Here is a 26,511-nt window from a genome sequence, read left to right as displayed (position 1 = left end):
TTTAAGAGAGAGTTTTACTTTGTCAATTAATCTTGCGACTAAGGCATTAGTATGAAAAAAATCGGGGTTATTGATCATGTAAACTCTCTCACTCCAGAACAGTTTCATTCGAACTATGTTTTGCAAAATAATCCTGTAATTATAAAAGATGTTGTTGAGTTCTGGCGAGGATATAAATTATGGTCCCTGGATTACTTTGCAAAAACTATAGGCCAAATTAAGGTACGTTATTATATTTCTAAATCAAACGTGTATCCCGACCTTAGCTTTATGGATAAAGAAACGGATAAAAACGCTTTTTTTAACGAGGGGAAGTTGATTCATTTTATCAAGCTGCTAAAAGAATTTAAAAATGTATTTCTAGCTGGGGATGAATTATCGCTGTTTGATAAAAAAAAATATAACCAACAGCTTGATGTTTTAACGCAAGATTTCGAAATCCCATCACTAATAGATAAAAATAAGCTGCATAGTGGAGGGCTATGGATTTCGCCCAAAAATGTTGTATCGTGGTTGCATTATGATCAAAATGGTTGTCATAATTTGAATGCTCAAATTAAAGGTTCAAAAAACATTTTTTTATTTCCTCCTCTAAATACGCAAAATTATTATCTTAATTTATACAGTGGGAATGGGGTAGCCAACTTTAGTCAAGTAAATATCCTGAAACCCGATTACCTTCGATTTCCTCAATACAGGAACGTGGGGTACTTTGTGGGGAGATTAGATGCAGGAGAGATCTTATTTATTCCCGCCTATTGGTTGCACAGCTTCAACCATCTTGGTGACATCAATATTAATTTGAATTTTTGGTGGGATGAGGATGAATCAACCAAGCTCTCTAATCCATTATTAGTCAGGGAAAAATTTTTTGCTGCGGTCAAAAAGGCTTTATCCGGAGAAGGAAGTAAATCTCTTCTATCTAAATTAGAAAAACAAGATAAAAATATTCAGGAATTAATAAGAAATATAGAATTATACATCTTATCCTCTTAACCCCAATACACATCTAAAATAGCTTTGTAGAATAAAAATTTACAGTAAGAGAGTTAATTTTAAAAATTTTTTCAGCCGAAAAAATTTTTACTTACTCTCTAATCTGTAAAAAATTATTTATTCACTATCAATACATCCAAAACCTAAAACTCGGCCTTCTTCTTGTGCTGTTATTTGGGTTGCATCTGCTCCTGCAATTGAAACTTCATCTAATTCAACAAATTCAATTTCAGGGTTGTTTTGAAGTCCATCAAGTATTTCGTCTTTCATATTACCTCCTCATTGCATTTAACCACAAAGCTTAACGTAAGCTTTTCCCTTTTTTATTTTAGTATAGTTTACGGAAATTGCAGCAGCAATAGCTCGTACAAATAAAATATGACTGGAAATTTTATCGTTATATTGTGAATGGATATCTCCATATTTTTTAGCTATATTCAAATAAATTAGAGGAGGATTTTCATTTGAGTTCACTCACATTTTATCAACTCGGCCATATCCTTTATGAAGCAATGTGTAAGCCGAGTAAGAATTTTTTTGATTTAGCTCTAATTTTCAGCGAATTAACAAGGGAAGACATCATTTCTCTGATTAATAGCTTTCTAATAGAAATAACGGCCAACGATAGAATTGCTGAAGAAAATAAAATATATTTTTACCAACAACCAGGTATTCATTTATTAATGCGTTTTACCCACTGCAAGGCATCCTCCAATTCTTTATCGGCAAGTGAGGTAGATGCCATTGTAATGAACTTATCAGAAGTGGACGTTAAAGTCCCTTTGTATCGTTGTGACCTGCAACAGCATCGTTTGTATGAGGAACCTGGTCCTCTAAAACGAGAAGAAGATTTGATTCTACCCTCTTACAAGCCTGTTTGCTTGCCTGCATTTTCCTCAGTGCTTGATTTTTACAATACATCACATAATGCACCATTGCTTATTGTGCACTCAGATAAAAAAGCAAGAACCACTTGGGTCTTTAACCATGACTCTTTAAATCCCATACGACGAATTAGCACCGATGTACGCGCGTCAAGAATTCGATTAACTTTAGAATTATTTCAAGCGATGCAGGTTAAGAGAGTTAAACTGCTTTTAAAAAAGCTGATTTTGTCGGATTATGACGCGCATGTTCGTTGGGAAGCAATGAAATACTACTATAAAATTAATGGTAAAAGTGCGTTATCTTTATTACAAAAAATTGCGGCCGAGGATAATGATCCTGAAATACGACGGGCTTCACAAAAAACATTAGAATTGATAATGGGGAATGAGCATGGCGGAAACATTTTATCCTAAAGTGAAAAGGCCCATTTCATTAGAGGCATTTATTAGGTTTATTGATAATAATAAAATCATTGATGCTCTGAAATCCTCAGAATACAAACCTGAGTACTTAGAAACAATTGCCAACAAATTTGCACAATTAGCTCTTAATAAAACTTTTTTAACCAAACGATTAGGTAATGAACTAAAAAATTTTGAAAATTTTCAGATAGATAATCAATTCAAACCTTCAACGATTATCGTTCATAAAGCGGCTAACTATGTGATAAGGGCCGTCATTTGGATGCCTCTATCAGATCGTAATCAAGCTAAAATTTTTTCTTATTTCGAGCCTCATGATCACAACTTTGATTTTTTTACCGTGAATTACTTTGGGCCTGGTTATAAAACACGAATTTATTATTACGATTATGATTCAGTAAAAGGAATACCCGGAGAAGAATTAAATTTGCAGTTTACTGAGGAAACTTATCTAACTGAAGGCAAGGTCATGTATTATTATGGTAGCGCAGATGCTCATATTCAATATCCCCCGGAATCCATAACGGTTTCACTCAATTTAATTTTGCCAAAAACAACGAAACGCCGCCAATATGAATTCGAATTGTTTGGGGAACAAGGGAAAGCCAAACTCATTTTAGGCAACCTTGACCGTTTGGCTCAAATGCGCACTTTAATTGATGTAGCAATCAAATTAAAAAATAAAAGCAGTTTGGATCTCATACGAACCATTGCTATGACCCATGACAACGAGCAATTAAGGGCCATCGCGTGGAAAGCAATCTTATCAAATTATCCGAATAAATCTGCTGAATTGGCTTTAGCACTTCAAGACAATAGTGAATATGTAAAAGCCTCTCTTGCAGAATTTACTGAAGCCTGAGTGGTTTCCTATATAAAACAAATTGAAATATTTAGATGGCTCCAACGATTATCTCCCGCGGGAAGCTTTTAGTGCCTGGATAGTTAAGAAGATAATTTACAAGTTGAGCCAGTTCTGTAGGGGGGATTGTATTTTTCTCATTTACATCAGGTATCGTGAGCTGCCCTGAAGCAAGGGTACACACTCTAACTCCTTGTTCTCTTACTTCTTCAAATAATGATCCCGAAAAACCGAAAACCCCATGTTTTGTTGCACAATAAGCTGCTGCGCCAGGTATATAGTCCTGCCCTGCTGTAGAAGCAATATTAATTATTATCCCCTGTTTACTTGCGATCAAGTAAGGTAAAGCACAGCGAGTCAGCACAATTAAAGATACGAGATTAGTCTGAATCGTATCTTTTATTATCGGAAGGGGCATATTTATTAAATTTCCAAAATTGAAACATGCCGCATTATTAATTAAAACATCTAACCCTTCAAAATGCTCAATTACCTCGTGAATGATGGATTCAGCCGCTTCAGGAAAGGATAAATCATGAGCAACAGTTATCACTTCACTTTTATCTAAAGACGTGGCTAACGTATTTAAATTATTTTGATTTCTACCATGCAAAGCTATTTTGTTGCTGGGAGTATTTAGGAATTTTGAAATTTCTCTGCCAAGCCGCCCTGTAGCGCCAGTTAATAAAATTTTCATTATAAATTCCTATCTTAAAGTTAAAATAATTGCCAAAAGCCTTTAATTTCCAATAACGGTTAATAAACGAAAGGAATAAAACGGTAGTGAACACGTTGGACATATTCCTTATAACTGTTTGAAAACTCCTCTGTCAGCGCTTTTTCCTCAAGCATAGCCCGTATGATCAGCAGAATTGTCAAAAAGAAAGTAAAAAATAAACCGTACCAGGAGCCTAGCAATAAAGGGATACCAAGAAAATAAAGTGTAGCTCCAGAATACATGGGATGACGAACATAGCGATAAGGACCAGTAGTAACGATTTTATGCTCTCGCACTTTCTGAATTTTTACAACAGGAGAGGCATAAGTATTCTCTTTAAATACCAAATAGAAAATAGAGAATCCTATTATTATTAGAATGGCTGCCAGCACTTTGACTAAAAAAGGGATCATATCTGTCTGCGAGCGAGCCACATCGAATGCAATAAAAGGCAACCAGGTTATTTGCAAAATTGAGAAAAGTATCATAACCAATTTGTCCCATTTTTTTTGGCCTCGTTGAATAACAAAAGATAGCCTTTCCTTTAATAACTCGGGATCATGTTTAGCTAACCAAAAACCAATCGCTAATCCAAAACCTCCTTGAAGCAAAAGAAAGATCCATGCGCTTGGCCAATTAAGAGTACCAACAGGTATAAAAAGAAAAAACGCCATAATTAATAACGTCAGAAACGTATGAATAATTAATTTTAAAATCACAATCTAATCATCCCTAATTTCAATTTTTACTTGAAAAAAACTTCTCTAGAAATCCTATACATTAAACGAGGTGCTTATCAGCGAATATTCCCCTCTTATTTTAAATATGCTCTTATACGCATCCAACAAGAAGAACCAAGTGTATAGGGTTTTGCGCTGAGAACAAAAATGAACTGAACTCAAATAGAATCTGCTAATCGATTATTCTTAACCTTGTTTGGATTGACCTACCTGAAGTATTCACCATGTTATCTTTATCCTAATTACATGGTCAAGCAAAACAGTACAAATTTAGAGTTTAAAATGGCTAACTGAAGAGAACACAAAAAACCAGCTGATGAAAACGCTGAAACAGAAGCCACAAAAAAAGCCAAACTTGCACCATTATGTAAAATAGAAATAGTGCAAAATCAATTGCCCTAATTAAGTCTTTAAAACTTCAGTTTTGCAAGACTCCTTTTTCGAAGCGATTTTCGTTTAGATTCTTTGAAAAGATTGGTAGAGCGTAGTATTTTCCCATCCCGAGTGCAATTTTAATGTTAATAATAAAGGCAAACTCCTAGTTTCTTTTAGATAAGCAATATCTTGGATACAAATTGAATCCTCAATTGAGTATGCTAAAAAGTCAATCCAGTAAGATGGAAGAAATGCTTCATCAAGAATGTCGTGCCCTGTACCATTATGAAAATTATAAATTGGAAAAATGAAGGTCGTTGCCTGAGCAGTAGGAATAATTAGCGTTTTAGGAGCCTCCCAGTAGACCGGTGGCTCTTCAAGATAATGCAGCTTTATGGCAATTTGATTTAATGGACATTTTTCCTTGGTTTTGATTCTAAGATAAGTTGTATCTAAATAAGTGGTATTAAGATCATTATTTTTTATAGGTAATTTTATATTGAATTGTTTCTCTTTATTACTTAAGACCGGCCTGATAGTTTCTGTTTTTGCATCCAGGTAACTATTAAATAACTTATTTAAGTGATTTGTTTGATAAATGCGCAATAGAATTACAGGAATACTAAAGAAAATAATACTTACTAGCGAAACAATGGAAATCATTTTCCAACGAGATATCACTTTAGATTTAATTTCTTTGAAAAATGCGACATTATATTTATTCTTTATCAAAAGAATAAATTGCTGACTTAGCAAACCAATAAACCATAAGCCAACAAATTCCAAGTAAAAATAGTGTCTTGCATCAAACTGCAAAAAAGGATAAGCCCCTAAATAAGTGAAAGCAAATAAAACAAATAACGCTAACCTTAATTGAAAAAAAGCCATAATTGCCGTCGTAACAAAGGGAAGCATCACCACAATATTTCTCAAAGGAATATAATTCGCAATTTTTTGCAAAAATCCATGAATAAAGATTAGCGGAACTTGAAATATGCTTGCATAGATTCTTACTAAAAAATCTGCAGGGAATGTTGATAGGTAATTCAATAAAAACAAAGAACTATAGTAGCTATATTCTTTAGTTGTTGTCGGTATTAATTGTTCAACCCCATAAACTCTTTGAGAAAAGCTATTCACCACAGTATATGGAATTAAATCTCGATAAGCAGGAATAACGGAATAAGTTTCAGGTTGTCCTAAACCCAACCCCGAAGTGAACGAGTCAGCCAACCCCAGAATAATAACATGGGCGAGATTTCCCCCACTATAATTATGTATCGTATATAAAATTGGAAAGCCTGCAATAAAAAAGCTTATTAAAAAAGCGACACAAGCAATGAATTTGTTCTGAAAAGCATTTCTATCTACTTTTACAAAAAAAAGAAGCGTTATGAGGAAAAATGGTAGCATTACTAACAAATCGACTCTAAATCCCAGTCCAAGACCAAGCAAAGCACCCGCCCCACAAGAAGAAAAGAATAATTTTTTTTTGCCAGGAGATGTAATGAGCAATTTCCCAGCGATACAGAGTATACCTAGCAAGAATGGAGCCACAGAATAATCTCTTAGCTGAATAACATAGTACGTTTGCATCGAAGAGAGGGCAACACATAGCGAGGGTAAAAAGGAAAGGTAAGGATTCATTCCCAGACGAAAAATAAAGTATGTCTCAAGCAAACTTATACTATATAAGATTAAAAATAATGGAATTAAATTATCCCAACCAACCCCCATTATCCTCCATATCACTCCCGCACTTAAAATCATATAGTGTTCCATATCTTGGAAGTGGTTAAGCGGCATCGTCTTTTCCTGAACAATATTGCTGCAGTCAAAGGTTGTTGTTTTATTTTCCAAAAAAGAACGTAAAGAAGGAGTTATATCTTTGGGATTAGCAAATTCATAACCACAAGCAAACATAACTGCGGGAGCGAACTCATTTTGATAAAAAAAGGATGGATACTGTTTATGGATAATGGAATTATAAATATAGAGATTACCTAGTACTAAGAGTAAAAAAGGTAACAAAATTTTCTGAATCCGACATAAGAGTTTTGACTCCTTAACATCAAGTAGTCTCGAGTCAGGAGAGGTACTATGTAACATCAACTTTTATCCCATTACATTAGACTTTTGCACAACCAGTCAATTTTCCATGAGTGCGATGCATTCATGTCAAACCAGATGGTTTAGCCCAAGCATTTATTATTGGAGAAGAATGTGTTGGCCATGATTCTTTCATTTTATCTTGATCTGAAATATCGTATAATACAGCCAAGCACTTAAAATTTTCTTGTATTATTTATTAGGATCTATTATTTATGATCTGTTTTAATCAGCCTCCTCATACAGGAAAAGAATTAGATTACATTCGCCGGGCCTTTTATAATAAAAAAATTTCTGGAGATGGTGAGTTCACACAAAAATGTAATCGCTGGTTTGAAGAAAAATTTTATATTAAAAAAACGTTATTAACCACTTCCGGTACACACGCCTTAGAAATGACAGCAATTCTAGCCAATATAATGCCTGGCGACGAAGTGATTGCCCCTTCTTTTACTTTTGTGTCGACAGTAAATCCTTTCGTGATGCGGGGTGCAAGAATAAAATTTGTCGATATTCGTCCAGACACTATGAATATTAATGAGCAATTAATCGAAGCGGCGATTACATCGCGAACTAAAGCGATTGTTGTGGTTCATTATGCGGGTATTTCATGCGAGATGGATGCAATTATGGCAATTGCCAAAAACTACAATCTTCTGGTAATTGAGGATGCCGCTCAAGGTGTAATGTCAAGTTATAAAGGACGTGCACTGGGCTCTATTGGAGATATGGCTGTTTTTAGTTTTCATGAGACTAAAAATTATTCTATGGGGGAAGGTGGTGCAATTTTATTAAACAAGAGTAAATATGTAGAACGTGCGGAAATAATTCGCGAAAAAGGAACTAACCGCAGTAAATTTGTTCGTGGCGAAATTGATAAATACACGTGGTGTGATATCGGCTCCAGTTATTTGCCAAGTGATATAAACGCGGCCTATTTATGGGCGCAACTCGAAGTAGCTCATGAAATTAATCAAGATCGTCTTCGCTCATGGCATATCTATCACTCTCATTTACTCCAGCTCGCCCATGATGGCTGCATTGAGTTACCCACTATTCCTGAATATTGTATCCATAATGGCCATATGTATTATATTAAATGTAAGGATCTTGCAATGCGCACTCAACTAATGAGGATGCTAAAAAGTAGGAATATAGTGACAGCATTTCATTATGTACCACTACATACAACTGCAGTAAGCGCTCAATATGCTGAGTTTGTTGGTGAAGATAAATATACCAGTATAGAAAGCGAGCGTTTATTGCGTCTACCATTGTACTATGGCTTAAAACCCGATGATATTAGCGTAGTAATTGAGAATATTTACAATTTCATGAAATCTTACTCTTAAAAAGATTTAATTCTGATAAGTTAATCAATGAATTTATAAGAAAATAAATATGTTAATAGATGAGATATTAAAAGATATAGGTAAAAATGTTGGCTTTATTGATATTCTAAATAATCAATTTATTGAAAAATGTCATTACACCGCTTTTACTTGGACAAAACGCCCCAATTCCATCTGCTTAGCCATGGGAGAAAACTATCTAAGAACGGCAATAAACAATCCTAATATTCAAGGAATTGTGACTTCACCTCAAATAATTGCAAAAGAAAATACAGAGATACCTAAATGCATTATTTTGCTAGAACACCCCGATCAGTTTTTCTATTATTTACATAACGCTAAATTACATGAGTATTTTAGCCCTACACATTTTGAACCATTTATCCATCCTTCAGCACAAATATCACCTAGAGCTATTGTGTCGCAAAACGTGCAAATTGGAGCAAATACGGTTATTCACGATGGTGCTATTGTTTTGGATAATACTATTATTGGTATAAATTCAGTTATTTATCAAAATGTTACACTTGGAACGACAGGCTTTTTTTCAAAAAATGTTTTAGGTAAAAAAATACAAATCGAACATTTTGGTGGCGTTAAAATAGGCGATAATTGCATTATTCATGCAGGCAGTAATATTTCTCGCTCAGTTAACTATGATGAGTACACAACGCTAGGTAATGATACTCATGTTGGGATACATACTAATATTGCACACGATTGCCAGATTGGCGAGAATTGTGATATCTCTTCAAAAGTATGTCTCGCAGGTCGAGTTCAAATAGGAAATAATGTTTGGATCGGCGCCTCAGCAACGATATCAAACAGCGTTCAGGTCGGCAATAACGCAGCTATAAAGATTGGTTCGGTTGTTATTTCAGATGTTGACCAAAGCAAAGTCGTTTCTGGTAATTTCGCTATAAATCATCAAAAAAATTTACGTGAATTTAGAAGTAAAAACGATGATGCAAATACATAATTTTATATTGCCATTCAAAGAAAATCGTAATTAACAATTGAGCGTTTCAGCTGAAAAAGCTCCTTTTTTGGCATCACAATATATCATCATTGATTCCTGTTAAAGGATGCTAATCCGAACCATAAACGCCTTTTAATATGCGGTATTGGATTTTCTTGGGGAAGCTGTATACTAAAGAACCTGTTGAATAATATGTCTAAGGATACTTTATATGCAAACATCTTTAAATGAATTTAAAGAATTAAGTGCAGAGATAGTGCAAACCTTTGACGTTCAAACCATAAGCGCTCACCTCAATGAAATATGAAACCAGTATATTCGATTGTTGTTCCCGTATTTAATTCAGCAGCCACACTTCCAGAACTTTATCAACGCATAGTTTTTGTCATGGAATCTCTTAATGAAGATTTTGAGCTTATCTTTATAGAGGACTGTGGTTCAGATAACTCATGGCAAGTTCTAAAAAACATTGCATTACAAGATAAGCGTGTAACTGCGATGCAACTCCTGAAAAATGTAGGGCAAGGCTCTGCAACTTTGGCGGGATTGGCGCAAGCAAAGGGTTCTTTTATAATCACCCTTGATGATGATCTGCAACATCCACCAGAAGAATTATCAATTTTAATAGGAGCATTAAGAAGTAATGAAAATTTAGATGTAGTTATTGGCGTACCTAAAGTGAAGCAACATCATTTTTTTAGACGTCTAGGAAGCTCCTTTATCAACAGACTGAATAATTTCTTTATCAAAAAAGATCCTCTACTTAGGATGACCGCTTTTCGTATTATTCGTTATCAAGTTGTAAATGCTCTACTTCAGATGAATGTACCATATCCCTCATTAGGTCCTATGCTCTTATCAGTGACTCGGCGTATTGGCAATGTCGTTGTTGAACACCATCCTAGAAAAAAAGGTAAAAGTGGTTATACTTTGTTTGCTCTTCTTCGCCATAGTTTAAGTAACATTGTTGGCTATTCAGTAATGCCCTTACACATACTCGCTGTGATTGGTATGATGGGCATTCTTTTTTGTGGAATATTCGCAATTTATTTTCTTACCCGATACTTTATAATAGGAATTAATGTTCCGGGATGGATGACCTTGCTCTTATTAATGGTAACTTTATCCTCCTTCAACTTTTTAGCTTTTTCACTTATTGGAGAGTACGTATTGCGTATTATGCGAGTTTCAACATCTCCGAATCAATGGACTGTGCGTCAACTAATTCAACAGGAAAAACAAATTTTTAGAACTAATTGCCCCCAAAAAAAGGAAGAAAAAGAGGATGCTTTCTAAGTTTTCACATAAAAGCAAATCAAAAACTAGCCTCCTTTTTTAATTCTTAGGGAACTTTTAGGAAACCGAATAGGACATTTTTATGGGGGTTGGATGTGATAGACTCAAGGAGTTACGACAATATCAGATATATCCCTACCATTTATGAGATTTTGAGCTATGATTAAAGTAATACGCTTTAAATTTATTCTTTTTGACTAAAAAAAGAAACCGCCGCGTTAAATGGAGGTCAAATATGTTCCTATCTACTGTAAAAAATCTCTACGAAGCTCGAGTTAAAATTGGGAATCATATAATATCAAAGATTAGGGGAATAAAAGCTGACGCTTTGAAGGTATATTTAAGCGTACAATGTGATTTGGAATCTTCAGGAGCTAAAGGGGAACTCATAGATCTTGGTACCGGTAAAATTATTTACGCATGCCGTAAGCAAACCATTGTAGATAAATAATTTGGAACAATTTTAAATTAAAAATGATGAAAATAAGAAAAATCAATACAAAAAAGTATTAATAAAATTGCTCCCACAAACCCTAACTCTAACCCCAGATAAATTAAGATAAGATTTAATTCCAATCGTTAAATCTAATGATAAAGAAATAAATCTTATCTATGATTTTGTGCTATCAGCATCCATTGCATCCCTAGCTTAAAAGAAGAGCCTATAAACGAAGCACAATTTTCGATTCCCATCATGCGCAATCATGCTCATGGCCTCCATTCGTAGTACATTGAGATTTAGGTGAACTCTCATTACTCACCATGCCCATAATAGCTTGTGCATTTTCAGAAACACTTGAACTGGCAAAAATTTGACTCGCCCCTACTCCTGTAAAAATAATCTGTCCCGTTGGGGCATTAATGCCTGAAGCAGCCCCTCCTCCACTGCTTTCTGCGCGAATAGTCGAGTGAGTAATTGTTTCTATAGCTCCCCCCACATAATCATAGATCCCAATTACGTCTCCGGTTTGGCGACCTACCGCTGTAATTTTTGAATTTATGACTGTAGAATTAAAAGAGTCTACTGCATGGACGAAACTCGCTCCATTATTTATAGCAGTTATTAGGCTATTCTTAATAAAAACATCACCGCCTGAGCTCGCTCCATACACCCCTCCTAATCCTTCAGGAGTAATAATATCAGTATCATCTTCAACTGTTATTTTGGAGCTATTAATTGTTACATTGTTATAAGAAAAAACACCTGTAGATCCAATAATAGTTCTTCCTGATACATTCACCACGGAATTATTTATAACAGTATCACCATTACCACCAAGAATACCATTATTTTGTTGACTGCCATTCCCCCTTGATTCGATATATGAATTATTTATTATTACATTGCCGGTAGCGCCCTCAACACCATCGGAAACAACAGTATCTACATAGCCCGTATAAGTAGCATCGCCTATTCCTAGCACGTGCGATGAATTAATTAAAATATTTTCCCCATAACTATAAACTGAAAAAATTGCTGTATCATTAAGGCTACCAGTGGCCGAAGTAATGATTCTTGTATTATTTAGTGTTACGTTTCCAGTAGCGCCAACGCCCATCACCGTATTGTCATATGCGTGGGAAACAGTTTGAGGGATAATTTGGTTGTTATTAATTAATTGCAAATCATTTATTGAGCTATTACCGTTCCACCATATTCCCCCTCTAATAGTAGGAAGCTGGCTGCCCATAGCTGGAGCCATAAAATCAGCGTTTCGTCCCCAAAGACTTTGCCCATCTGCCAATTGGATAAAACCATCAGTACCCGTACTCGGTAAAACATATGTTCCAGACGCAAACCAAAACGAGGCATTCGGAGCCACAGCAGCAATACCACTGGCAACTGTCTGGTCCAAATTAATACAAGGATTTTCAGCGGTACAATTAGCAAAAGTAAATGACGATCCGTGGCCTTGATAAGTACCCTCGGGACTAAAAAACCAAATATTATTGCGAATTTCTTGCGCAGAACCTGTGGCGATAAAACTCTTTCTTGTGGGGGTTGCCAATCCATAAGATGGACGTGCTAAATGACGAATAATAGGTTCTTCCATACGATTGGATAAATTTTGAGCTTGGGTATAATCTGGACCTCCAAAACTGAAGCGAACTCCTAGGGAAATTTTATTTTTGTTTTGGTTATCGTAATTTTCTTGAATCACTAGAGCCGCGTTTTTTCCTGTAAATAATTCCACATTAGCTTCTACACCCGTAATATTTTTAGCATTTTGATAATTAAAATAATAAACCCCGCCATGGATCCATCCTCCTTGAGGTAAGGGTAGATAGTGTCCCAGCTCCGCCTCTAATCCAACACCGTATTCATCTGTAAGCGCTGCAGGCGTATCGAAAAACCCATGACCTTGAACATAGGTTAAATTGTTAGTTCTACCAGAGTCATTTAAAGTAGATTGAGGAATATCACTGGCCATAAGGTAATGATATGTTTGATGACGTCGACTGATAGGAATATATCCCTGTACCCGAACTTCATTATAAGAGCCTAATAACTCAATACCGGGATTAGCAATCCAAGCCTGGGTTCGATGTGCAGTCTGTTGATAATCAGCAAAGAAAAAACCACCTAAAATTGCTTCCCCTTGGCTCCAATTTTTGAGTTCACGCACTCCAGTTCCTATACTGTATGCTGAATTGCTGCTATTTAACTCGCTGCTTCCGCCAAGAATCGTGCCGTCTATAAACCATAACCTCTCCGTATTACCCGTGAGCGGCTGCATGCCATCAATAAAACCGCCAATCTGACTTTTTCCTAATAGACCTTGGCCTGTAACTCGTGTAGACCATGGCTGATAACCAGGATAGGCAGTATTGAATCCTAAAATTATAATCACGGCAACAAATAGCTTTAGATAATCTAAACTTGCTTTCTGCTTCAATCTCTTCATCCTATATCTGCTGACAATCCTACAATCAATTTAACTTTATGCAGCGAGAAAGTGAAGCTGTTGTTAAATATTCTATATTAACTGAAAGCAAACAACTTGTTACATTGAAATATAGAGAAAGATGATAGTTCTTAGAGCTACCCCACTTAAAAGGCACCATTCTCAACAACAAAATGCTTAATCTCATATTGAAGTATTTAATAAATTCACCTTATCGACTTTTTTGAAAACATATTGACTTATTTATATACTTTTAATCTATAGTAATAGGGAAATAAAATGGAAGCTTATAGAAATTTAAGTGATAACTCTGGAGTTGAGCTATACGAAATAGGAGTAGACTATATTGTTGTAAAATTTAAGAATAGCAACTATGCCTACCATTACACGTATAGGAAACCCGGGGTTCATGATGTTGAAGAAATGAAAAATTTAGCTGAAGCAGGTAGAGGTCTCTGTAGCTATATAAATCAAAACGTAAGAAATAATTTTGAAAGAAGAGAGAAATTATAGGCCCCTCCCCATTCTTAAATTAGTGAAATAAAATTTTCTAATTAGAGCAGCATTTACCTTGGTTTGATTATTCAACAACTCCTAAATGACAGGATGGTTTGATTGGATCTAAAGAGAGTATCGTATTTTCTCTCACTGACTTGCCAAACGTTTCCTTGATCGCAAAAACTGAAATAAGAACTGAAGCTATAGAAAACATAATCACGATAAAGAGAGCTTCTTGATAATCTTTTATCTGTGCTGGATAAGGCAACATACCTCCTATTATTGGAGCACTAACTGATGTAATCATTGCTATCATCGCATTATTAAAAGCTAATCCTATTGCTAGATAGTTTTCTTTACACTGCTCTGCAATAGCTGCAAATCCTATGCTTTGTCCACTGGCACTGAAACCAAGGAATAAAAAGCAAACTCCTGTTAATAGTTCTCCAAGTGGAAAATATATAATGCCTAATAGCGACACTAAAGCAGTAAAAGCACTAGTAAGCATTACCGGTTTTCGGCGTTGTAATTTATCAGATATAAAACCGAGAAAAGGACAACCCAACGCATAACCGAGCCATGCCAATGTTATCATGTAGGAAGAAAATGCGGGAGAAAATCCTTTTTTTATTAGAAGCTCCACACCTATATTTTCCGAAAAATATTCAATAGCAAAGTAAATACAACCTGAAAAAAGCGCAATGTTCCAGATCTGTTTTTGGCTTATTATTTTTAATAAATTTATTGATACTTTAACGGGCTTGGTAAGTACAATAAATTTTTCTCGGTTATTACGATTATTTTCTACGAACAACACTGTTAGTGCAGCAATAATTATCCCGATGATTGTCATGCTGAAAAATATACCACGCCATCCTGACATAGAGTTTTGAGACAATGAGTTTAATGGGCCTGCGGCTAACATTGGGCCTATGGTGCCAATAAATTGAGAAATACCTATAAATAAAGCGATATTTTTTCTAGGCATCCAATCATAGACAGCAATTAACAAACAAATAAATCCAAAAGAAGAGCCTAGGCCCATAAAGATGCGACACAACATCGCTACACTGAAATGATGAGATAAAGCAAAACCCATTGTAGCGCCTGCACAAAAAATTAAAGCAATAAATAATGCTTTTTTTAATCCAAAGCGGGCAGCCATAATTCCAACAGGAATTTGCATTACACCATATATGGCTAAATATCCCGTTGTGCTTAATAAAGAAAAAGTCATCGGTGTTAGGTTTAAGTCATTCATTAGCTGTACTTGAAAAGTACCCACAACTGTACGCAATAAAAATTCATACATAAAAAAGAGCGCACAGATAAGCCAGACTAATAAACCTTTTAAATTGATTTTATTTTCTACACTCAATCTTGAACCTCTTTGCCCCAGGCTTCTAAAGCAATTTCGGCTCGATTATTATCAATGAAAGTAGCTACCTTAAAAATAGTTTGTCCTTCATAAATTAATGGATGACGGTTTATACCTACTACTATTCCTTCATATTCAGCCTTTATCACTTCAGCTGTGTCAGCACTGAAGGGATCACTAATGATTCCGATACGTTGTCCTTTTTGAATTCTTTGTCCAAGTTCTACGGTACTCAAGAATACACCACTACGATGAGTGCGGATCCAATCTTGATCTTGAGAAAAGGCAGGCTTGAATACATTATTATCATTTTGATCGGAAGCATCCAGCATGCTCAAAGCCTCCATCACATTATGAATCCCAGATAACCCTAAACTAATTGCCGATTTGTCAAATCGCATTGCTTCCCCTGCCTGATAGACAAGCATGGGAATACCTAATTGTTCAGTAGTTTTTCTCAACGAATTATTTTGCATACTGGCATTGGTAATAACGGGAGCTCTAAAACTTTGGGCTAAGAACTTACTTTCAATATTATTTAAGTCACAATAAATTTGAGGCAAAATTTCGTGGTTGATCGAGCCAGTTTGTAATTCAATACAAAAATCACTTTTACTTAATATTTCTTGTGTAAAGATATGAGCAATACGTTCACCATACGAACCATTTTCTACACCGGGAAAACAACGCTCGAGATTTGTATCATTATGCGCCCTTGATGGACCGATTAACCCCAGAATATTTAAAACGGGCACGGCAATTAGAGTTCCTCGCATTCGGGACAACCTATCCGACTCGAGCAAGCAATTTATAATTTCTAGTCCATTTAGCTCATCTCCTTTAACTGCTGAAAAAATTAACAAACAGGGTCCGGATTCTTTGCCGTGGATTACTTTTATAGGCATATAAAATGAAGTGCATGAATAGAAATCGGGTAAAGGTAGAGCTAGATTAACCTGTTCGCCAGGATGAATAGTCGCATTACAAATATTGAGTTTTGAGTTTTTCATAAGCCGTATATTAAGTCGATATTTCCTTCAAGTAAAATTTACATGCTAACAACTTATTGCCGATGATGCAAAATTTGACACAGTATGTGCCACATGACTAGTAACACAATACAGAGACATTTCATGATAAAAGTCTAAAGACAATCAAATCTATAAATAAGCAAGCACAAACATCATCATGAAAATTGACTTTTGAAATAGGTAGGCAGAAAGAGTAATAAAACCCAATCATGCTTTTGAAAAAACAATAAATAAATTGTGGTTACAATCTATTCTTCAAAATAAGGTTAAAGAAAACACTAAAACATCAGTAATAAGAAGAAAATCTACCCAATGGCCAATCTAAATCTAGTTTAGGAACCAACGACTCTGAAGAGTTTGTCAGCTTAAATTGTTACGATAAAATTTCTGTTGAACAAGAAAATGCTGCATACTGAGGAAATAAAAACCGAGGAGCATACCGTTATGAACATGTTTCTTTTTTTAACGTTCTACGTAAAAGTTGAGTATAGATAGGAGCATTTTTTGCTAACTGAACAACTGTAGTCGAGGTCAAACAGGTAATCATTAATGGCAATATCAATAAATAATTTTGTGTCATTTCAACAACAAGAATAATTCCTGTAATCGGTGCTCTTACAGAAGCAGCAAACAGAGCACCCATGCCAGCCACTGCAAGCATACCCGGATGAATGGTTATCTCACTTGAAATTGCCTGAAGAATATGTGAAGCAGCTAATCCTAAAATAGTTCCTAAAGCTAACATAGGTGCAAAAATACCACCAGGTACACCTGTGCCATAACACAATAAAGTCATAATAAATCGGATTATAAGTAACATCATCAAAACTGAAAAATCAGGGTAAGCGATTAAAGCTTGTTCAATAATATGATACCCGCCTCCAACAACGCCAGGCTGTTCATAAGCCAAATATCCTACTGTAAGACCAATAATTAATACATATATATCTTTCATCCAGGGTTTTAGTTTGTCCAGGCTGTACAGCAGTTTCATCAAAAACACATTAAACCAAAGGCCTACAATACCTACTATGATACCAAAGACAAAGAAAATCCAAAGCGATTGAAGACTTGGCAGGGTAAAGACAACCATTTTAATATCGGGTTGAGGCCCAATAATGATATGCAACATAATGGTTGCAGCCACGCAACAAATGGCAACTGTTTTAAAATTTGTAAAGGAAAAATTAAATCCACTACGCATTTCTTCAAGTACAAAAAGGACACCAGCAAGAGGTGCATTAAAAGCTGTTGCAAGACCTGCTGCGGCTCCAGCCGCGATAAGTGAATCACGCCTTTTCCTTGTTAAAGAGAAGCATTCACCGAACATCTCACCAAGGTTACCGCCAATTTGAATGGTGGGTCCTTCTCGCCCAAGCACCATCTTAGAACCAATTGACAAAACACCACCGATAAATTTTACAGGTAATAGTCTTCGCCAAAAAATTGGGCGCTCATGGAGCAAAGTTCCTTCAATTTCCTGAACACCACTTCCTGATGCTTCCGTTGCAGCCCATTTTACTAATGCCCACGCGATGAAAACCATGACCATTGTTGTGAGTGCAGAGATGATACTGATGTTATAACCTTTTGACCCTGCGAAATGAAACCAGCTGATTAAAACATTATTTAACCAATGGATTGCCAGCTGCAATAATGAACCTACAGTCCCTGTTAATATGCCTAATAGAGCCGAAAGTGCATAAAGTATTAAGATCTTATCTCGCATTGGCCATGATCATCCTGAAAGGGTAATGAGATGGTATCTACTTTTTAAATCAAAGGCTATAGTGGATCCATGCAATAAACAAAGGAGCGCTCTTATTTTATTGTATAACAATTTTTAAACCTTTTTATTTATTTGTTCAATTTTTCATATAAATCAATATTTGCAACAGGCTTAAATAAATCTAGAACTTTGTACAATCGAGCTTCCCCCATTTTGATGAATGTATTAAAACACCGAAGTAAGCTCGCGCTATCAATTTTCGACTTCCTATTTCTCAAATATTTTTTTCTCTTAGAGCTAATCCGTGCATTATTTATGCGCTTCATACAATAGAAAATCTGTATTACCAAATACAATGGTTCTTACATAATGCAAGCCACATTTTTCTAATAAACGCTTTGACTTTATATTTCGGGACGAGTAACAACGACTAATTTATCAACAGCTAGATGAGCAAATCCCCAATCAATTAATGCATCCATTAATTCGACTCCATGCTCCTGCCCCCAGTATTTTTTATGTAAAACATATCCGATTTCGATATCCGGTTGATTAGCATTGTGATTAAGATAAACAAGTCCAGCACGACCTATGAATTCATTGTTATTTTTCTCGAAAACGGAACCCTCAAAAATCAATGCCAATTTTTCATTGAGGAAACACAACTTATTATTCTAATAAATGCAAATGGAAATGTTTATCGATTCGATATTTCAGAAAAGAAGTTTTTAGATCATAGCTGTTTCAAATAAGTTTTGTTCGATAATACACAAAATAAAGGAAATGTTTCTCCGTTTTTAACAACGGAAATATCCCCATATACAGGTATTATGATAGTTGTTGATGATGAAGGCATCTCTGCAATTAACTGGAACAAAGTACTCTGGAAAAGAAAGTATCATTGGGCTTATGCTAATTATCTTAAAATTTTAGGGATTACTAAAAAATCAGTAATGATTGAATTTCCCCTAAATTTTTATACCAGTCATAAATATATTGCCTGAAGTATTTGCCACTATTGCTATTTGATATCCAATTTAAAAGATATTCTTGATATAAAGTAGGCCTATCTTGAGAGGCCAGTCGTTCTTTTATGGTGACAGGTTTATCGGTTTTGATCCAAGTTACAGCTGTAATTTTTTGAAAATCTGGGGGATATAAATCTGCATTATGAAAAATAGCATTTTTTGAATATCGAATGTTTTGAAAAAAATAGTTCTTATATTCATCTATGTTCATCCTTTTAGCTGTGCGAATTATAGGAGTATTAACATCTAAATTTAAAGTAGCTTCAACTATTACTCCTAGTCCTCCATAACCTCCAATTGCACCAAAAAAACAGATCTGAGTTTTGTGTAGGACTGGCCTCTACAAGAGTACCATCAGCAAGAACAATCTTTATAGACTCAACTGAGCGAATTATAGACCCTTCATTAACATAACGACCGTGGGCGTTAACGCTAAGTGAACCCCCTACAGTAAAATTAGAAAAAGATTGCATTATTTTAAGAGAAAGATCCTGAGGATCAATGGCCTCTTGAATTTGTCTCCATGTTATTCCAGCCTCTACAGTAATTTGGCGTTTTTGTTTATCTAATTTAACAATTCTATTCATTTTCCGCATATCAAGAAAAAGACAGTTTTCTGTTGCAATTTGTCCTCCTTGACTATATTGACCGCCTCCAATGGATATAGGGCCATTATGATTGGAAATTAGTTGACTTACTTCTTCTGCGGATTGAGGAATAGCAATTTGATTTACTGTTATGGGATTTAACTGGGCAAAATTATTGAATATGGTTATCCAGAAATTGCAATCATAAACAAACAGGTATTTTAATTTTTGCGATCAATGTGATATATTATTGCGCAAAGTAACGCGATATAAAACAGATTATGTATAATAAATACCCAGCATTTTTCCCAAGTAAAAGTATAAAATCTTTCTCAGGTGTGCAGTTATCAAATGTTGCAAAAATCCCCCCTGTTATCGAATCACTATATCGAGGTGATAATAATCTTGCAGGTATAATTTTTCTTTTGCCCACCCTCTTTACAGGAGTTTTTTGTCAAAGTTTTCCTGAAGTAGTCGATATTGAGCAAATAAAATTGCACAAATTAACAAATCTATCTAATGATTTTCATATGGTGAGTATGTCAGAAGATCCACAAATTGCATTACATTGGGGAAATGGATGCTATATTACAATCGATCCTACTTTGTTTTCTGATTATATTGTGGATGTTCATGCGACCTTTCGTAAAAATCAGCTTAATTTTCCTAGTCGAATGGAAAGAGAAAAAGAGCATACAGCCTTAGCTGTACCCTTTTGTAGCATAAAAAAAATAACGATTCATAATAAAGAATTGATGAACCCTTTTTATGTCAGTATACCTTTTGATAACCACGAAGCAACAACAGCGTTTAATGTACTTTACTGCCAGCTAATTTCACTTTTAAGAAAAAAATATACTCAAGAAGTAGATAATGAAGAGGAGAGAATAGCATTACGTGCTTACACTACCGCTTATTTAGAGTTTTATACTAAATTCAGTGGTAGTAGCAACCCTTTTAATAAAAGCCTTTCGGAGCTAGATAAGCTCTATCCGGAATTTATGGAGAATTTTTTTCAATCAAATCGTATAACAGCAAAAATAGGTATGCTAACAGATCTTGTCTTAAGTTCATCGGATAACCTATTTAAAGAACATCCTTATACTAAAATCATCGATGCTTCGTATATCTATAGAATTAAAGAGAGCACTACTTGTGATGAAGATGACTGGGCAAAATCAGTTTATGATTAGTAATAAGAAAGAGGTAATTACTAGAAATCTCAAAATTTAAACCCTGCAAGAGCTTATTAATATCCATAAAATCAAATTAATAACTATGATTTTGATTTTAACCATTCAGTTTTTTCTGGTGATAAAGGTATGATGGGCGAAGGAAAATTAGAGCATAAATCAGAATCGGAAAAAACCATGGAAAAAGAAAAAATAGAAAAAAATCCAATTTCCAAAACCAATAACGAGTAGGCATGCTAAAGAAAATGATGATGAAGAACAACAAAAAGAAAGACCTCAATGGTAGTAAATAGTTCCTTACATTAGAATCGCTTAAATTGTCAAACAATCGCTATAATGATATCCATACAATACAATGAAATGCAAGTTACTATTATAAAGAAAATGTATTTATATGCGCACTATGCTCAGAGGATAAAGTCTGGGTTAAGTATGTGCGTATTAACTCAATACCCAGAGCATTTATAAGGTTTGACGGAGTCTTAATTTCTGCCATGAGCATAACCAAGTGATTGATTAATTCACTTTTTTTTGAATGAAGGATCTTAAATATTATAAGGCATAAGGCGCTCATAGCTTCTTGGTTATTATCTAAATCATTTTTTAATTCATTTAATAACATAATGCTCTGCTCTTCGCTGCATTCGGGAGCCAAAGCAATGAGTCCAGGAAGAGCTGCTTTGCGGATCCTCTCATCACCCTTTTTGGAATGCTGAAGAAAAATATTTATTAACATGATTCGTTGTTGCTCAGTACAGCCTGGAACTAAGGCGGTGAGCTCGGAAAGGACCGGTTGGCAGTGCCACCATCTATCATCTAACTGGGTAATGAGGGCATTCATCAATTGTGTTCGTTGTTTTTCACTGCACATCGAAACTAAGGTTGTAAGATTGCAGTTCGAGAAATTTTCCTTTCCTAAACATTCAATAAAGATACTCATTAACTGCATTCGTTCTTCCTCATTACTTTGTATTACCAAGGCAGTAAAACCATCAAGCGCAATTCGACGGGTATTCCAATCCTCGCACTTTAATTTCTCAATTAAAATATTTATCAACGTAATTCGTTGTTGACCACTACAGTAAGGTACTAAGGTTACAAGGCCAGAAAGAGCGGCTTCGCGAACAGATCGACACCCGGCTTTTAACTCTTTAATAAAGATCCCTATTAATATAGTTCGTTGTTGCTCATTACAATATGGTACCAAGGTAGAAAGCCCTCCCAGGGCTGCTGCGCTGACAGATGCAGCTTTCTCTAATGCATCATCCCAATATTCTGATGCTTTGTCGTAATATTTAGAATCTTCTAAAGAATCTTCTAATTTCTCAATAAAGGTATTCATTAACATGATCCGTTGTTGTTCATTACAGTATGGTATAACTGCAGAAAGTCCTGAAAGGGCTGACCTACAAACATATACAGAATCATCTTCTTGTTTCTGAATAAAGATATCTATTATCATGATTCGTTGTTGTTCACTACAATATGGTACCAAGGCAGAAAGAGTTGAAAGAGGAGCTTCGCAGGGATGTACAAAATCATCTTCTAATTTCTGAATAAAGATATCCGTTAACATGATTCGTTGTTGTTCACTACAATATGGCACCAAAGCAGAAAGAACTGAAAGAGCACCTTCGCGGATATATACACAATCATCTTCTAATTTCTTTAGAAAAACATCTATCAATGTGGTTCGTTGTGATTCATTGCTATGGGGTATCCAAGCAATAAGAATATCTAGCTCCGGGTAATTATGCCACCGAAGATCTTCAGACTCCTGAATAAGGGCTCTTCCTATTCTCATTTTTTGCTCTAGAGTCATTTGAGGCACTAAGATAGTTATTTCGTCTGAGGTTAAAATTTTTTTCTCAATGCGTACAAGAGTCTGATCAAATATTGAATTATTTACATGATACCGGAATCCTTCAAGGTTTTGGATGAGCAATAAGCAATGTACTCTATCAATGAGGGATAAATAGGGATTGCGTCTTAAACAAAGTTTGAGGGTATTTAAATAGACAATTTTTTCCTGCTCTGTCCTTTGGTTTGAAAAACTAGGGTTTGCGGCAAACTGTTGAAGGAGCTTCTGCTGATAAGGGACAAAATCAGCTCTCTGTGAAGAAAGCAGGATTAATTCCGCTTGGATTTTAGTCTCTCGATTTATACTTCGCCAGCGAGTAAATAATTCTTTACTGCCAACAGATGTTAATAGGTTAACTAATTCATCAGCAGGTAGTTGTTTAAAAATGGATAAGAACATATATGACTTCAAATCAATTAATGGCATATATTATAAAGATGCTAATATTTTTATCAATGATACCCTCTTAAAGAAAGTTCAGAGCCAGATCCGTTGCGTGAAAGGGCTACTTACAAAATCTTAAATTTGTGCATCGTTCAACTATATACATATCCTACCTCACATAATCCTCAATCCCTGCTCATGGCAAACGCATTGAAATTCTCTAGTCCATAATTCTGTTATTAGCGTCACTACCCATCTATTGAAATTAGGATTAAATAACTTTATAAGGTCTTATTTTTTAGGGAAAATAAGATGAATATAGAAGGAACTTTTCTAAGCCATTTTAAGCAATTAGAAGACCCTCGTTTAATTAGTCACCGCAATTTACGCCATAATCTTGAGGATATATTAATTATCAGTATATTAGCAACGATATGCGGTGCGGATAATTGGGTAGAAATAGAGCGCTTTGGCTTAGCAAAACAAGAATGGCTAGAAACGTTTTTGGGGCTTCCCGAAGGCATTCCTTCTCATGATACTTTTTCCCGAGTATTTGCCTTGCTTGAGCCTGATTGCTTTGAAACGTGTTTTAATGAATGGATAGCTTCATTAGATATTGATTTAAAAAATGAAATTATTGCATTGGATGGAAAAACGCTAAGAGGCTCTGGGAATAAAAGGCAACATCATCCTGCGTTACATCTGGTTAGTGCATGGGCAACGAAGAATCGTGTTCTGTTAGCTCAAGTCAAAACTGAAGAAAAATCAAACGAAATTAGTGCTATCCCCAAATTATTGACAATGATGCATATAGAAGGCGCAACGATTACTCTCGATGCCATGGGATGTCAGACTCAAATTGCAAAACAAATTATTACTCAGGGTGCTAATTACGTTCTATCTTTGAAAGAAAATCAACCCACGCTATATCATGACGTACGCACTATTTTTTTACGTGCTGAAGAGGAAGAGAAAAAATATAAAAAAATGCTTCATTTACGCCGAGTTGAGAAAATACATGCTCACGGCAGAATAGAAACCAGGCGCTATACCTTAATTTCATCTCGAGCCCCATTACTATTTGAATTACGTTGGCCTGGATTAAAAGGAATTGGTAAAGTCGATGTGGTACACACAACGAATAATCAAGTAGAACGCTCTACTCGATACTTCATCACGAGTCTGGATTACGAACAAATCGACTTATTTAAAGAAGCCGTTAGAAAACATTGGCACATTGAAATTGATTTGCATTGGTCTTTAGATGTTGGCTTTCGCGAGGATTTGAATCAAGCCCATGTCGGACACTCAGCCCATAATTTAGCCATTATTAGACGAATCGCTCTCAATCTTCTCAAAAAAGAATCCTCTCACAAAAATGGAGTCGCCTGCCGACGAAAAACTGCTGGATGGGATCATGCTTATCTATTAAAAATTTTAACAAGCTAAATAGATTTTAGGGGGAATTTAATGCGTTTGCCATGAATCCCTGCTCCTTTCTAGCTACCATAATCCAAATGCCAATAATTTTTTCACATTCATTTGGATTCATTTGCTATCAAAAAAACCTCATTTTAAAAAAAGAATTTATTTACAATTGGTGACAAATACAACCTTTGTGTCATTGATTGATGCTAGAAGAAATTATTTGATACTGCAGGTGCTGTTTTAGCGGTGACTTTTGAGGATAAAATAAAATGGGATTTTTGTTTGTTAATACTGATGAATTATCCGCGATGTCCTGCGATTGTTTGACGATTTAAGCGATTCTAATGTAAGGAACTATTTACTACCATTGAGGTCTTTCTTTTTGTTATTCTTCATCATCATTTTCTTTAGCATGCTCTTAATGAGGTCACATTAACACTGCCCATATAATGTGCAATTATTATTCAGTAGCATATACTTAATCATATTATTTATTTTATGCAAAAAGAGAGCATTTAGTATGAAACATATTGTAATTATGCAGGGTCACCGTACTGATGCAAATCGATATGTGCAACAATATCTAACCAATGAGAAAGATGAAGTCTATTTCATAGATACAAATATCGTAAGTATCGATACAATTCCCCAAATAATATCTGAGCAAACCGAACAAGATCAAGAAAATTATCAGATTCATGTAATTTCTAATTCACATTACGTTACAGCAACCGATGGCGAGTTTCCTCAATTAAAAGATTTTCTTATACAATGGAGCCTATCTCACCCTAATAGCTGTTATGTAGGACGGATTAAGGAGCATTATCAAAAGGAGCTAGAGAATTCAACTGATCGGAAAATTTTTCCAGAAGAAAATAGACGAGTTATAAAACAGCCTACTCATACATTTCTACCATGGTGTGCTAGTTTTTTTTCAAAACCAACAAAAATAAAACCACCAATAGAAATATTAGAATCAAATGAGATTTTTTTTAAGGCATCTGACAATAATAGTTTTTTACGCAAATTGAATTTGCACTTAAATTCGAAGCATTTTACTCGTGAAAAAATACTTGATTTCTTTAATGAAATAAAAAAACCAAGTAGGGGACGTTATGATTTTATCCACAATTGCTCGTCTATCAGTAAATTTTTAGTTTTTTTTAAGGCTAGACGTAACGCTGACGAGGTTAATTTTTGGCATACGGAGACTTATCAAACGGCAGTTAAGCTTTTAAAAGATGCTTATATCCAACGCGCGCATGATGTAACCGCAATAAATAGAAAAGCGGAGGAGGATATTTTTCTTGACTATTTTAGGGGTAATGCACCCATTCATGCAAAAGAAACGAGTTCGAGAAAAAACTTTAAATAAGCTGTGACTAATACTAATTGCCCATGGAGTCATGTGTGACTAAAATGGGCCTTTGAATATTCACAGAAGAATTAAATATTTTATATGCCGGTGACAAGTTACTAACCTGAGTATCAGCGAAAGAGCTCAAGTGTGCTTTCGTTCCAGATTTTTTTGCTTTCTCAAACTGCTCCTCGTATAGAGTAGTAGCTAATTCGGTGTAGCTTCCTAAAGCAATAGCAAACAAATTGCGAACTTTCCCCATAAGTAACAAGACGAGTTGCACTCGTGTGTTGATTAACGCAAAAACTCTTACGTCACACGATTTAACCGCATTTAGACACTCCCTCCATCGCTTTTAATCCAAACATACTCGCTCACTAACGCCGTAGCGCCA

General features: G+C 35.2%; 24 protein-coding genes. 11 read left to right on the top strand and 13 right to left on the bottom strand.

What is annotated here, in order from left to right; all coding sequences use genetic code 11:
* Positions 1-51 precede the first annotated feature (51 nt).
* The gene (locus tag DY223_RS05745; RefSeq protein WP_082642515.1) at positions 52-996 is read left to right on the top strand and encodes a cupin-like domain-containing protein; all 945 of its coding nucleotides are present in this window, start codon (positions 52-54) and stop codon (positions 994-996) included.
* A gap of 117 nt (positions 997-1,113) precedes the next feature.
* On the opposite strand, the gene DY223_RS19210 is transcribed toward DY223_RS05745, so the two are convergent.
* Together DY223_RS19210 and DY223_RS19085 are read right to left on the bottom strand one after the other, a co-directional pair.
* The gene (locus DY223_RS19210; RefSeq protein WP_165482537.1) at positions 1,114-1,266 is read right to left on the bottom strand and encodes a hypothetical protein; all 153 of its coding nucleotides are present in this window, start codon (positions 1,264-1,266) and stop codon (positions 1,114-1,116) included.
* 18 nt (positions 1,267-1,284) lie between these two features.
* Positions 1,285-1,470 carry a hypothetical protein gene (locus DY223_RS19085; RefSeq protein WP_058461089.1) on the bottom strand — a complete coding sequence of 62 codons (186 nt, stop codon included), beginning with the start codon at positions 1,468-1,470 and terminating at the stop codon, positions 1,285-1,287.
* Between DY223_RS19085 and DY223_RS05735 the strand changes: the two genes are divergently transcribed.
* Both DY223_RS05735 and DY223_RS05730 read left to right on the top strand, forming a co-directional pair.
* Entirely contained in the window at positions 1,461-2,297 is an 837-nt protein-coding gene (locus tag DY223_RS05735) for a HEAT repeat domain-containing protein (RefSeq protein ID WP_058461090.1), read from the top strand. The genes DY223_RS19085 and DY223_RS05735 overlap by 10 nt on opposite strands.
* Positions 2,275-3,168, top strand: coding sequence for a hypothetical protein (locus DY223_RS05730; RefSeq protein ID WP_058461091.1), 894 nt, complete (start codon positions 2,275-2,277; stop codon positions 3,166-3,168). Before DY223_RS05735 ends, DY223_RS05730 begins: the two co-directional genes overlap by 23 nt.
* Before the next feature lie 31 nt (positions 3,169-3,199).
* On the opposite strand, the gene DY223_RS05725 is transcribed toward DY223_RS05730, so the two are convergent.
* The 3 genes from DY223_RS05725 to DY223_RS05715 form a co-directional block, all read right to left on the bottom strand.
* On the bottom strand, positions 3,200-3,865 hold the full coding sequence (locus DY223_RS05725) for an SDR family NAD(P)-dependent oxidoreductase (RefSeq protein ID WP_058461092.1): 666 nt from the start codon (positions 3,863-3,865) through the stop codon (positions 3,200-3,202).
* A 59-nt stretch (positions 3,866-3,924) separates the two neighbouring features.
* Positions 3,925-4,605, bottom strand: coding sequence for a methyltransferase family protein (locus tag DY223_RS05720; protein ID WP_058461093.1), 681 nt, complete (start codon positions 4,603-4,605; stop codon positions 3,925-3,927).
* Positions 4,606-5,082: 477 nt separating this feature from the next.
* Positions 5,083-7,110 (bottom strand): hypothetical protein, encoded by a 2,028-nt coding sequence (locus tag DY223_RS05715; protein ID WP_131744477.1) that lies wholly within the window; start codon positions 7,108-7,110, stop codon positions 5,083-5,085.
* A gap of 215 nt (positions 7,111-7,325) precedes the next feature.
* Between DY223_RS05715 and rffA the strand changes: the two genes are divergently transcribed.
* From rffA to DY223_RS05695, 4 genes are all read left to right on the top strand, one after another.
* On the top strand, positions 7,326-8,462 hold the full coding sequence (gene rffA, locus DY223_RS05710; protein WP_058461095.1) for a dTDP-4-amino-4,6-dideoxygalactose transaminase: 1,137 nt from the start codon (positions 7,326-7,328) through the stop codon (positions 8,460-8,462).
* Between the two features lie 49 nt (positions 8,463-8,511).
* Complete coding sequence (locus DY223_RS05705) at positions 8,512-9,441, top strand: DapH/DapD/GlmU-related protein (RefSeq protein ID WP_058461096.1); 930 nt, start codon at positions 8,512-8,514, stop codon at positions 9,439-9,441.
* 303 nt (positions 9,442-9,744) lie between these two features.
* The gene (locus tag DY223_RS05700; protein ID WP_058461097.1) at positions 9,745-10,737 is read left to right on the top strand and encodes a glycosyltransferase family 2 protein; all 993 of its coding nucleotides are present in this window, start codon (positions 9,745-9,747) and stop codon (positions 10,735-10,737) included.
* 235 nt (positions 10,738-10,972) lie between these two features.
* On the top strand, positions 10,973-11,188 hold the full coding sequence (locus DY223_RS05695) for a hypothetical protein (RefSeq protein ID WP_058461098.1): 216 nt from the start codon (positions 10,973-10,975) through the stop codon (positions 11,186-11,188).
* A 241-nt stretch (positions 11,189-11,429) separates the two neighbouring features.
* Here DY223_RS05695 and DY223_RS05690 read toward each other — a convergent pair whose 3' ends face one another.
* On the bottom strand, positions 11,430-13,634 hold the full coding sequence (locus DY223_RS05690; RefSeq protein WP_058461099.1) for an autotransporter outer membrane beta-barrel domain-containing protein: 2,205 nt from the start codon (positions 13,632-13,634) through the stop codon (positions 11,430-11,432).
* Between the two features lie 288 nt (positions 13,635-13,922).
* On the opposite strand from DY223_RS05690, the gene DY223_RS05685 reads away from it, so the two are divergent.
* Positions 13,923-14,156 (top strand): hypothetical protein, encoded by a 234-nt coding sequence (locus DY223_RS05685; protein WP_058461100.1) that lies wholly within the window; start codon positions 13,923-13,925, stop codon positions 14,154-14,156.
* A 67-nt stretch (positions 14,157-14,223) separates the two neighbouring features.
* Here DY223_RS05685 and DY223_RS05680 read toward each other — a convergent pair whose 3' ends face one another.
* From DY223_RS05680 to DY223_RS05655, 6 genes are all read right to left on the bottom strand, one after another.
* Complete coding sequence (locus DY223_RS05680; protein ID WP_058461101.1) at positions 14,224-15,519, bottom strand: MFS transporter; 1,296 nt, start codon at positions 15,517-15,519, stop codon at positions 14,224-14,226.
* On the bottom strand, positions 15,516-16,529 hold the full coding sequence (locus DY223_RS05675; RefSeq protein ID WP_058461102.1) for a succinylglutamate desuccinylase/aspartoacylase family protein: 1,014 nt from the start codon (positions 16,527-16,529) through the stop codon (positions 15,516-15,518). Before DY223_RS05675 ends, DY223_RS05680 begins: the two co-directional genes overlap by 4 nt.
* 463 nt (positions 16,530-16,992) lie before the next feature.
* On the bottom strand, positions 16,993-18,279 hold the full coding sequence (gene clcA / locus DY223_RS05670) for a H(+)/Cl(-) exchange transporter ClcA (protein ID WP_058461103.1): 1,287 nt from the start codon (positions 18,277-18,279) through the stop codon (positions 16,993-16,995).
* Between the two features lie 404 nt (positions 18,280-18,683).
* Positions 18,684-18,917 carry a GNAT family N-acetyltransferase gene (locus DY223_RS05665; protein WP_259293194.1) on the bottom strand — a complete coding sequence of 78 codons (234 nt, stop codon included), beginning with the start codon at positions 18,915-18,917 and terminating at the stop codon, positions 18,684-18,686.
* Between the two features lie 301 nt (positions 18,918-19,218).
* The gene (locus DY223_RS05660) at positions 19,219-19,518 is read right to left on the bottom strand and encodes a hypothetical protein (RefSeq protein ID WP_058461104.1); all 300 of its coding nucleotides are present in this window, start codon (positions 19,516-19,518) and stop codon (positions 19,219-19,221) included.
* A 52-nt stretch (positions 19,519-19,570) separates the two neighbouring features.
* Positions 19,571-20,026 (bottom strand): FAD-binding oxidoreductase, encoded by a 456-nt coding sequence (locus DY223_RS05655; protein ID WP_259293214.1) that lies wholly within the window; start codon positions 20,024-20,026, stop codon positions 19,571-19,573.
* Between the two features lie 149 nt (positions 20,027-20,175).
* Here DY223_RS05655 and lart1 point away from each other — a divergent pair, with 149 nt between their 5' ends.
* On the top strand, positions 20,176-21,087 hold the full coding sequence (lart1, locus tag DY223_RS05650) for an NAD(+)--arginine ADP-ribosyltransferase Lart1 (protein ID WP_058461106.1): 912 nt from the start codon (positions 20,176-20,178) through the stop codon (positions 21,085-21,087).
* A 373-nt stretch (positions 21,088-21,460) separates the two neighbouring features.
* Here the strand turns inward: lart1 and DY223_RS05645 are convergent, their stop codons facing one another.
* The gene (locus tag DY223_RS05645; RefSeq protein ID WP_058461107.1) at positions 21,461-23,347 is read right to left on the bottom strand and encodes a hypothetical protein; all 1,887 of its coding nucleotides are present in this window, start codon (positions 23,345-23,347) and stop codon (positions 21,461-21,463) included.
* Between the two features lie 297 nt (positions 23,348-23,644).
* On the opposite strand from DY223_RS05645, the gene DY223_RS05640 reads away from it, so the two are divergent.
* Positions 23,645-24,781: an ISAs1 family transposase gene (locus DY223_RS05640; RefSeq protein WP_058461108.1), complete on the top strand. Its 1,137-nt coding sequence runs from the start codon at positions 23,645-23,647 to the stop codon at positions 24,779-24,781.
* A gap of 499 nt (positions 24,782-25,280) precedes the next feature.
* Complete coding sequence (locus DY223_RS05635) at positions 25,281-26,135, top strand: hypothetical protein (protein WP_058459897.1); 855 nt, start codon at positions 25,281-25,283, stop codon at positions 26,133-26,135.
* Positions 26,136-26,511: the final 376 nt, after the last annotated feature.

This window comes from Legionella bozemanae, from assembly GCF_900450575.1.
In the GTDB taxonomy this organism is placed as follows: domain Bacteria; phylum Pseudomonadota; class Gammaproteobacteria; order Legionellales; family Legionellaceae; genus Legionella; species Legionella bozemanae.
The sequence above is the reverse complement of the archived record's forward strand: the minus strand, read 5'-3'. Positions and strand labels throughout refer to the sequence as shown.

Excerpts from the sequence above, each read along its gene's own strand:
- clcA (WP_058461103.1), bottom strand. The coding sequence starts at position 18,279 with ATGCGAGATAAGATCTTAATACTTTATGCACTTTCGGCTCTATTAGGC.
- DY223_RS05705 (WP_058461096.1), top strand. The coding sequence starts at position 8,512 with ATGTTAATAGATGAGATATTAAAAGATATAGGTAAAAATGTTGGCTTT.
- DY223_RS19210 (WP_165482537.1), bottom strand. The coding sequence starts at position 1,266 with ATGAAAGACGAAATACTTGATGGACTTCAAAACAACCCTGAAATTGAA.
- DY223_RS05640 (WP_058461108.1), top strand. The coding sequence starts at position 23,645 with ATGAATATAGAAGGAACTTTTCTAAGCCATTTTAAGCAATTAGAAGAC.
- lart1 (WP_058461106.1), top strand. The coding sequence starts at position 20,176 with ATGTATAATAAATACCCAGCATTTTTCCCAAGTAAAAGTATAAAATCT.
- DY223_RS05700 (WP_058461097.1), top strand. The coding sequence starts at position 9,745 with ATGAAACCAGTATATTCGATTGTTGTTCCCGTATTTAATTCAGCAGCC.
- DY223_RS05745 (WP_082642515.1), top strand. The coding sequence starts at position 52 with ATGAAAAAAATCGGGGTTATTGATCATGTAAACTCTCTCACTCCAGAA.
- DY223_RS05635 (WP_058459897.1), top strand. The coding sequence starts at position 25,281 with ATGAAACATATTGTAATTATGCAGGGTCACCGTACTGATGCAAATCGA.
- DY223_RS05685 (WP_058461100.1), top strand. The coding sequence starts at position 13,923 with ATGGAAGCTTATAGAAATTTAAGTGATAACTCTGGAGTTGAGCTATAC.
- DY223_RS05675 (WP_058461102.1), bottom strand. The coding sequence starts at position 16,529 with ATGAAAAACTCAAAACTCAATATTTGTAATGCGACTATTCATCCTGGC.
- DY223_RS05660 (WP_058461104.1), bottom strand. The coding sequence starts at position 19,518 with ATGAACATAGATGAATATAAGAACTATTTTTTTCAAAACATTCGATAT.
- DY223_RS05645 (WP_058461107.1), bottom strand. The coding sequence starts at position 23,347 with ATGTTCTTATCCATTTTTAAACAACTACCTGCTGATGAATTAGTTAAC.
- DY223_RS05695 (WP_058461098.1), top strand. The coding sequence starts at position 10,973 with ATGTTCCTATCTACTGTAAAAAATCTCTACGAAGCTCGAGTTAAAATT.
- DY223_RS05730 (WP_058461091.1), top strand. The coding sequence starts at position 2,275 with ATGGCGGAAACATTTTATCCTAAAGTGAAAAGGCCCATTTCATTAGAG.
- DY223_RS05725 (WP_058461092.1), bottom strand. The coding sequence starts at position 3,865 with ATGAAAATTTTATTAACTGGCGCTACAGGGCGGCTTGGCAGAGAAATT.
- DY223_RS05715 (WP_131744477.1), bottom strand. The coding sequence starts at position 7,110 with ATGTTACATAGTACCTCTCCTGACTCGAGACTACTTGATGTTAAGGAG.
- rffA (WP_058461095.1), top strand. The coding sequence starts at position 7,326 with ATGATCTGTTTTAATCAGCCTCCTCATACAGGAAAAGAATTAGATTAC.